This is a genomic window from Actinoplanes sp. GCM10030250 (assembly GCF_042666575.1).
GTDB lineage: Bacteria > Actinomycetota > Actinomycetes > Mycobacteriales > Micromonosporaceae > Actinoplanes.
Genome location: NZ_JBHTDO010000001.1, coordinates 709,666 through 717,651, shown reverse-complemented (window position 1 = coordinate 717,651; position 7,986 = coordinate 709,666). Strand labels below are relative to the sequence as shown.

Annotated in this window: 6 protein-coding genes; 3 read left to right on the top strand and 3 right to left on the bottom strand. The window is 65.0% G+C overall.

Translation table 11 applies throughout. The features are described 5' to 3' along the window. Positions 1 to 76 precede the first annotated feature (76 nt). Positions 77 to 586: a DUF4142 domain-containing protein gene (locus tag ACFQV6_RS03145; protein ID WP_378025739.1), complete on the bottom strand. Its 510-nt coding sequence runs from the start codon at positions 584 to 586 to the stop codon at positions 77 to 79. A 308-nt stretch (positions 587 to 894) separates the two neighbouring features. Between ACFQV6_RS03145 and ACFQV6_RS03140 the strand changes: the two genes are divergently transcribed. Then, on the top strand, positions 895 to 1,587 hold the full coding sequence (locus ACFQV6_RS03140) for a hypothetical protein (RefSeq protein WP_378025738.1): 693 nt from the start codon (positions 895 to 897) through the stop codon (positions 1,585 to 1,587). A gap of 79 nt (positions 1,588 to 1,666) precedes the next feature. Here the strand turns inward: ACFQV6_RS03140 and ACFQV6_RS03135 are convergent, their stop codons facing one another. Together ACFQV6_RS03135 and ACFQV6_RS03130 are read right to left on the bottom strand one after the other, a co-directional pair. Then, a complete protein-coding gene (locus ACFQV6_RS03135; protein ID WP_378025737.1) occupies positions 1,667 to 3,505 on the bottom strand; it encodes an IPT/TIG domain-containing protein in 1,839 nt (612 codons plus the stop codon). 222 nt (positions 3,506 to 3,727) lie between these two features. Continuing rightward, positions 3,728 to 5,989 carry an IPT/TIG domain-containing protein gene (locus ACFQV6_RS03130; protein ID WP_378025736.1) on the bottom strand — a complete coding sequence of 754 codons (2,262 nt, stop codon included), beginning with the start codon at positions 5,987 to 5,989 and terminating at the stop codon, positions 3,728 to 3,730. 276 nt (positions 5,990 to 6,265) lie between these two features. On the opposite strand from ACFQV6_RS03130, the gene ACFQV6_RS03125 reads away from it, so the two are divergent. Both ACFQV6_RS03125 and ACFQV6_RS03120 read left to right on the top strand, forming a co-directional pair. Next, positions 6,266 to 7,015: an NUDIX domain-containing protein gene (locus tag ACFQV6_RS03125; RefSeq protein ID WP_378025735.1), complete on the top strand. Its 750-nt coding sequence runs from the start codon at positions 6,266 to 6,268 to the stop codon at positions 7,013 to 7,015. A 109-nt stretch (positions 7,016 to 7,124) separates the two neighbouring features. Beyond that, on the top strand, positions 7,125 to 7,979 hold the full coding sequence (locus tag ACFQV6_RS03120) for a molecular chaperone DnaJ (RefSeq protein WP_378025734.1): 855 nt from the start codon (positions 7,125 to 7,127) through the stop codon (positions 7,977 to 7,979). Positions 7,980 to 7,986 lie beyond the last annotated feature (7 nt).

The following is a 7,986-nucleotide window of genomic DNA, read 5'->3' as shown; positions in this document are numbered from 1 at the left end:
CACGACCAGCGAACGACACTGAGCTTCACTTCGCAGCGCTGATCAACATCGATTCAGCAGATCGTGTTAGGAGCTCTTAGGAATTCGCGGCTTTTTGCAGCATCTGCTGGTGGCGAGCAATCATCGGAGCTGCTTTCTCGGCGAGGTCCTTGACCGCCGGGTCGGCGCCCTTCTGGGTCTGTGTCGAGGTCAAGGCAAGCGCTTCACGGCGAGCCGACAGCTCGTTGGAAATGTAGTACTCGTCGAAGGTGTCGGCCCCGGCGGCCTCGTAGCGCTTGGTAAGCGCCTGTTGCTCGGCGGTAGGCGCACTGGGCAGAACAATCCTGAGTGTGCGAGCCGTCTTGTATAGGTCGGCATCCAAGTGAATGTGGTCACGCATGAAAGTGGCGGCCAGGTTCTTCACTTCCGGATCCGTCGTCTTCCGCCACGCAATCTGGCCGGAGGCGATCTCGGCGAGATTGACTTGATGCGCCGCGCGAATGAACGCGGCGTCCTGGGCGGAGGGGTCCGCCTGTGCAGCAGTGGCGGGAAGACCAGCCAGGGAACTGGCCATGCCGAGCGTCGCAAAGATGCTGCGGAAAAACATCGCTTTCTCCTTTTGATCGGGCAGGCCCAGACTATCCGGGAAACACGAGACGCCTTCTGAAATCCGCAGAATGCCGGCAGCTCGCGAGGCCCGGATGACCGCTGTTTCCGACGGCCGTCAGGTGACACCTCCCAGGTGGCACTCAGCAAACCCTCAGAATCTTCTTTCGCGTTCCAGCCCGCCATATCCATACCATTGGGACTATTGGGTTTCGAGGTCCGCCGACGCGACTTCGGTGGACGATCAGCCGAAACTGAGGGACTTCGATGAGCACTGAACATCACCCACAAGACACCGAACCCGACCCCATGACGCGGACCCGCTGGAGCCGGGGCCGGATTGCCACGGGAACCGCGGGGCTGGCGGCAATCCTGGGGGTCGGCGCCTACCTGGTGACCGACAACGTCGTGAACAACGAACAGAACACCGCAGGCCAGGAAGTCCGGCAAATCGCCCCCGTCGCCACGGATCCCGCAACACCGGCGGCCACCGACGCCAGTCCGACCCCGTCGGCCCAGCCCAGCTCGGCCGGATCATCCTCACCCGTACCGACGGCGGACGCTTCAGGCTCGCCGCTCCCTTCCGAGGTCGTCGAGGAGATCAGAGAGGCGCGGCGGAAGATGGCGGAGGACGGCGTGCCGATCAAGCCGCCGGTCGTTCCGAAGGCAGCCGCGGCAGCCGCGCCCCCGGTGGAGATGACCACGAAGGGCTCGCTCAAGGAGGGCGGAATCATCCGCACTCTGACGGCGCGCGGGGATCTCACCGGGCAACGGGAGCTGGCCTACGTGGCCGGCGGGGTCAAGGAGTACCGGGGGGTTTCGTGCTCGCAGACCTTCCAGTTCAGTACCAACCCCAAGCCGGAGAAGAAGGACAACCTGGTGATGTGCTGGCGGACCAGCGCGAAAAAGAGTGTCGCCGTCATGGTGGTCGACCCGAAGGGAAAGCCATCGAAGGACAAGGCCGTGGACGCCATCGAGAAGAACTGGCGCAGCATGGGTTGAGGTTGCACACGTACAAAGCGGTGGCCCGGAGTCTTCACTCCAGGCCACCGTTGTTTCTTGGATCGCTGAGAGGTACGGATCAGAACGGCGCGACGGTAAAGCTGGAGCCGCTCGACACAATCGAGTAGTCGTAGTCCAGCGTGTTGAGGTCCTCACCCGAGTTGACCACGGTCACCGTGTAGGTGCCCGCCGGCACCTCGGTGCCCGCCGCGATGGTCGGGGCATTGCCGGAGACCGCGGAGATGGAAGCTGTCAGGTCAAGCGTGCAGATGATCTCGGTGTCACTGATCGGCAGAACAGTGTTGCAGTACGTGACTGCCTTCACGACCAGGGCATCAGTGTCGGTGCTGAATGTCTGGGCGTTCCACGTGTTGTCGGTCAGCAGCACATACGCGCGGTTGGCCGCCAGAGCGGAGCCCGAAACAGTGCCGAAGACGAGGGAGCCGAAGCCCGCCCCAGTAATGTCCAGAACCGGCGTGGTGTCGGTCGCCGCGACGTTCGGCGTGACGGTGATGCCGTAGCTGTAGGTGTACGGCGTGTTGGTCGTGCTCTTGGTGCCCGCCGCCGTGGTGACGCTCAGGTTCACTGGACCCGGTGAGTGAGCACTGGTGGTACCGGTGAACTCGGTCGAGCTGATCGCCTTGATGTTGTTGATGGGACTGCCGCCGAGTGAGGCGGACAAGGTCGCACCCGCGGTCATCGGGATACCGGTCACGTCCGAGATGGTGATCGTCGAGCCACCCTGTGCCGGGCCGGAACCCGAGGTCGCCGCCGAGGCGGATCCGACCGCGAACTTCGCGGTGGAAAGGTCCAGCACCGGAGCCACCGAGTAGATCGCGGGAGCGGTGATCATCGTGGCACCCGCGCTGGAGCTGGCGTACGCGCAGAGGTTCCAGTTCGTCGTCACGTCACCGGTACCGACGACGACGGTCTGCGGCATGGTGGCCGCGATCTTCGTGCCGGAAATCTTCGTCACTGCCGCCGCGTAGGGCTCACCGGACAGGCTTACCGGGTACGTGTTCGGGCAGGCGCCGCGGGTGACCAGTGCAGCCGGCGCCGAGCCGGCGAAGACGACGCTCGTGCCGGGGGTCGCAACCGTGACGGTCGTCTCGACTCCGGAGCTACCGCCGGTCGGGTTGATGGAGATGGCCGGCAGCGTCTTGTCAAAGGTGGCGAACGTGGCGGCGCTCCGTGCAAGGAGAGCACTGGTGTTCGTCGTACCCGCGTACGAGCAGATCAGGTAGGGGGTACCCGCCGTGACAGCCGGAACTGTCACGGTCAGGACGCTGGTGGAGGTCTTCGCCGTCGTGGCGACGATGTTGTTGTTCCCAGCCGCGGTGTACGTGGCGGGACATGCCGTCACGCCCGAGACGAACTGCGTGGAGTAGGTGGCTGCCGTGAACGGCGCGCCGCTGTTGGTCAGCGTGATCTTCTCGGCCACCTGGCCATTGTTGGAGTTCAGTGAGCCGTACGGCACGGCCGTCAGGACGGTCGACGATGTCGCGGCGGGAGATCCGAGAGTGGACGCGTAGTCATCCCAAAAGCAGAGCTTCCAGCTGCCCGCCGTCAGTGCCGGGGTGACGAGCGTCGCGCTGTCGTTGTCGACCCGGGTCACGGTTCCTGCGTCGACGGCGGTCGCACTGACCGCGGGAATGGCACCCGAGCAGGTGACGGTGCTGGGAACGAAACGACCCGAGTAAACTTCGGTGTTCGCATTGGTGAAAGCATTGGTACCGGTCACTGTGATCGTCGTGCCGGCAGCCGTCGGCGCCTGGGTCGGCGTGAAGGTGACAGTCACGGTGGTCGCAAAGGCGGGCAGTGCCGTCGCCGCGACGACCGCTGCGGTGGTCACCGCCACGGCTACACCGGCACGCACCGCTGGCATGCCGATTCTCTCCTGGGACTTGCGCTTGCGCATGCGAGGGTCCTCCTACGGTCTTGCGAACCGCGTTCTGGGGTTTGGGTGGGCCCGCGCACTCGCTTGGACGGCGGGCCGTCTCGCGGGAAGCGTAACGTGGCTATTGCGAGGAATTGTCGGAAATGGAGAAGTTGACCAGGGGTCCGGCACTTAACCGGATACACGGCAACGGCCCGGGGCAGACGCCCCGGGCCGTTGTTCTGAGCTGCGATTATTCAGTAATTACGAGGCCGCCAGCGTGAAGGACGAGTTGGCCGACACAGTGCTCTGGCTGTAGCTCGTCAGGGTCGTGTCGACGCCCATGGTGCCGGTCGTGACAAACGTCAGGGTGTACGCCCCCGCCGGAACCCCAATCGGGTCATACAGGTCCACCGTGGGCCCGCCCGTTGTGGTCGCGGCTGCGGAAAGAGTGACGCCAGCACCATTCGCCAGAATCCCCTCGATTGTGGTTCCCGGCGTGATACCGGTACCGGCGATGACCCTTCCGATGTCCGCGCTGGTGAAGGAGTCGCTGGGAGCCGTGAGCGTGACCGTCGACGACACATTGCCGACAACGACGCTCCTCACAGGAGCCGCGCCGATCCGCGCCGTTACCGTGGCGTTGACAGTAGCCGACGCCTGCTTCGAGATGATGGCCTGCGTTGCAGACAGCACGTCCACGATCGTGGAGCCAGCCGGAACCGCATCGGTGCCACCGGTCTGAGTGATCGGCTTGCCCACGTCGTCTGCAGCGAAGGCCGCAGTCGACGCCGAGCTGATCAGGCGGCTGTTCTGAGTAGTCGCGATGTCGGTGGCCGAACGCGCGATCGCGATCTCAGGAGTGATCGTGCCGGCAGCGCTCACCTTCTGGTCCAGGCGCAGGGTACAGATCAGTTCGTTGTCGCTGAGCGGGAGCACGTCGCCGCACTCGGACACCTGACCGTTCACCTTGGCGCCTGCCCCGTTGTTCGCCGGGTTGTAGGTGCCCTTGGTCAGGTAGATGTGCGCCTTGGCAGCGGCGGTGCCCCAGTCGGCAGAAAGGAAGCCGATGCCCTTGACCGCGACGGTGACCGCCTTCATGTCGGTCGAGGCCGCGTTAGGGGTGACCGCGATGGCGTTGAGGAACGAGTACGAGTTCGCCAGCGACTTGCTGCCGGCCGGAGTGTTCACCACGATCGACACGTTGCGCTCCACGCTGTGCATCGGCGTGCGCGCAGTGAAGGTGGTTTCGTTCACAGGCGTGATGTCGGCGAGCGGAAGGCCGCCCAGGGTCGCAGTGATCGATCCCGCACTCGTCGGGAAGGCGCTACCACTGACGGTGATGAGGTTTCCGCCCATCGCGCTTCCGGAAGAAGGACTGACCGCAGTCACGTTCGGCGCGACAGACGCCGTGTACGGCACCGTCGCGATCATCAAGCTGCTTCCGCCGGTGCCGTTGTACACGCAGAGGTTGAACGGGGTGGGAACCGACGGCGCTCCCGAAGCCAGAGCCGGAACGGTGACTGCCAAGCGGTTGTCCGACGCCTTCCGGATCTTCCCGGCAGCGGGATGAACGATGGCGTAGCTGGACGCCGCGGTGAAGGTCCGCGGGCAACGCTCGCTCGAGTTGAACGTCACGCCCGGCGACGAGACACCCAGCAGGAACGGCGAGGTCGAGTCGACCGAGATGCCGTTCCCTCCAGCCCACGGGCCGACCGAACTGCTGACGGTCGCCGGAGGCAGGGTCACCGCATATCCCGTGGACGATGCACCGACCAGGGTGCCGCCGCTCGCAGTACTGCTGTAGAAGCAGGCGAGATAGCTCGTGTTAGGACCGGTGCCGACAGCACCGGCGGGCACCGTCGCGGTCGCCGACGTAGCCGAGGGCCGGGTCAGCGCCGCTGCCAGGTTGCCGGGTGTGCCATAGGTGGCAGCACAACCGATGGCCGGGTCGGTGAACACAAGGCCCACAGCGGTGGAGAAGAGATTGGTGGTGCTCGGGGAGGTGAACGTGATGGTGTTACCGCCGCCGCTGGGACCGTTGGCCGGCGAGAACGTGATTGCCGGAGTGACCGTGAAGGTTCCGCCGCCGGTGTTGTCATTGACCGCGGCAGTGCTGGCGGTCGTGCCGTTGTAGACGCACACCTTCCAGTCCCGGGCGGCACCACTGTTCAGCGTCACCGTGGTGGGAACTGTGAACGTGGCTTCGTCGCTGTCGATCTTCGTCGGGCTGGTCGCGACGACGACGGTCTGCCCTGTGATGGACGTCGTGTAGTTCGGGCAGGTGGTCGTCCCGGCGGCAAATCCGGTGGTGAAGATCGCGGCGGGGTTTCCCGTGTCGAACGGCGTACCAGCCGCGTCAATCTTGATCGTTGTGCCGGCAGGTCCGCCGATCGGCAACAGCGAGTCGAGCGCGGCGGCGAATGCCGCCGGTGCTCCGACAAAAATCGAAGCGCCTAAGGCCCCTGTTGTGGTGAGACCGGCACAAAGCAGCCGGGCTCGGCTTCTTGATGTGCTACTGCGCATGCGAGGTCCTCCTACGGGCCCGAGGGCCGCGTCGCTTGATTGGTAGGGCCCAGGCGCTCGGTAATCCGACGCGGGCCGTCTCGCCGGAAGCGTAACGATTCGCGAGGATTCATCAGGTAATACTCAGAAACCTCCTTATATGTCAGACAGATGGTTCGGACGTAGGTAGCGCTTGACAACAGAAACCACGCGAGCTAAGTTCGCCTCAGTTCGAGTAATACTCATAGCGAGTAAAACTAGAGTCGAGAAGTACTCAGGGCGAGGAGGACCACGGGAATGGACGAGGCGAGTTTTCTGGCGGGGTACGACCCCGGCGCCTACCCGTCGATCGCGGTGACTGTGGACGTTGTCGCCCTGACGATTCGGGAGGGGAAGCTCTGCGTGCTGCTTGTCGAGCGTGGAGCGCGGCCCTACGCCGGGCAGCGGGCACTCCCCGGTGGCTTCGTCAAGCGCGAAACCCTCGACGAGGCCGCCAGGCGGGAGTTCGCCGAGGAGACCGGGCTCAACCCCGGGCAGGGCGACCTCGACCGTGTCCACCTCGAACAGCTCAAGTCCTACGGCACCCCCGACCGCGACCCCAGGATGCGTGTCGTCTCCGTCGCCTACCTGGCGTTCGCTCCGGAGCTGCCTGAGCCCACCGCCGGTTCCGATGCCGCCGGTGCCTACTGGGTGCCGGTCGACGAGGCCAAGGACCTCGCCTTCGACCACGACGAGATCCTCGCGGACGGGCTCGAGCGGGCCCGCTCCAAACTCGAATACACCCCGCTGGCCACCGCCTTCACGCACCCGGACTTCACGATCAGCGAGCTGCGGCAGGTCTACGCCGCGGTCTGGGGCGAGGAGCTGCACGCCGGCAACTTCCATCGCAAGGTGCTGTCGGTGCCGGGCTTCGTGGAGGGGACCGGTGAGACCACGGCACGCGGCGGGGAGCGGGGCGGGCCGCGGGCGAAGCTCTACCGCGCCGGCGACGCGCGGCTGCTGCATCCAGCGCTGCTGAGACCTACACGGGAGGACCGGGTTCGATGAAAGAGCCGCAGGAGGCGCAGGTCAGACCGGCTCACTACCGGGGACGCCACAGGAGAAGGCTGAGGAGGCGACGGAGCCGATGACCTTCGAGGACGCCACCACGAGGATCATGACGGCCACCCGGTTCAGTGATCTGACGGACGAGAACGACCTTACGAAGGCGTACCGGAAATGGGTGCGGCTCGTGCACCCGGACACCGTTACTGCCCAGCGGCGCGCGACCGCGACGCAGGCAATGGCGAAGCTCGCCGATCTCTACAACAACCAGGGGAGCAGGAGCAACCTGTTCGCCTCCGGCGACATCGCCGAGCTCTATCACGGGGACGGCAACACGCTGATCAAGGTTCCGCGGAACCCGGCGGACAACGACCTGATGATCACCGAGGCCGAGGCTTTGCACCAACTGCACCACAAAGGTGACCCGCGGTTCCGCGCCTACGCGCCGCGGCTCGTCGACAGCTTCGTGCACGAGGACAACGAACGAATCCGGCGAAACGTCAATGTGATCAAGCGGCAGCGTGGCATGCGAAGCGTGCACGAACTCAAGCCTGACCTGGTGACGGGCATCTGGATCTGGCGGCGGCTGCTGACGGCGATCGGCTGGGCGCACCGCGCCGGCGTCGTCCACGGTGCCGTGATCGAGAGCCATGTGCTGATCCACCTGCATGATCGCGGTCTGGTTCTTGTCGATTGGTGCTATGCGGGACATCGACCTCAGGCGATAGTGAAAGCAGCAAAGCCTGCTTACCCGCCGGAGGTGCTGAAGGACAAGAGCGCGAGCGCGGCCACCGACATCTACATGGCAACCGGCCTCATGACGCGCCTTCTCGGCGCTCAGATGCCGCAGGCGTTGAGAAATTTCGCCACCGGCTGCTCCTACGACTCACCGAGGATGCGGCCGCAGGACGCCTGGGAGCTCCTGGCCGAGTTCGACGAGATCATTCCCCAGCGGCACCGGAACTGAGGAGAAG

Bases quoted from the DNA above. Each gene is read 5' to 3' on its own strand.
- ACFQV6_RS03125 (WP_378025735.1), top strand. From the start codon at position 6,266: ATGGACGAGGCGAGTTTTCTGGCGGGGTACGACCCCGGCGCCTACCCG.
- ACFQV6_RS03140 (WP_378025738.1), top strand. From the start codon at position 895: ATGACGCGGACCCGCTGGAGCCGGGGCCGGATTGCCACGGGAACCGCG.
- ACFQV6_RS03130 (WP_378025736.1), bottom strand. From the start codon at position 5,989: ATGCGCAGTAGCACATCAAGAAGCCGAGCCCGGCTGCTTTGTGCCGGT.
- ACFQV6_RS03135 (WP_378025737.1), bottom strand. From the start codon at position 3,505: ATGCGCAAGCGCAAGTCCCAGGAGAGAATCGGCATGCCAGCGGTGCGT.
- ACFQV6_RS03120 (WP_378025734.1), top strand. From the start codon at position 7,125: ATGACGGCCACCCGGTTCAGTGATCTGACGGACGAGAACGACCTTACG.
- ACFQV6_RS03145 (WP_378025739.1), bottom strand. From the start codon at position 586: ATGTTTTTCCGCAGCATCTTTGCGACGCTCGGCATGGCCAGTTCCCTG.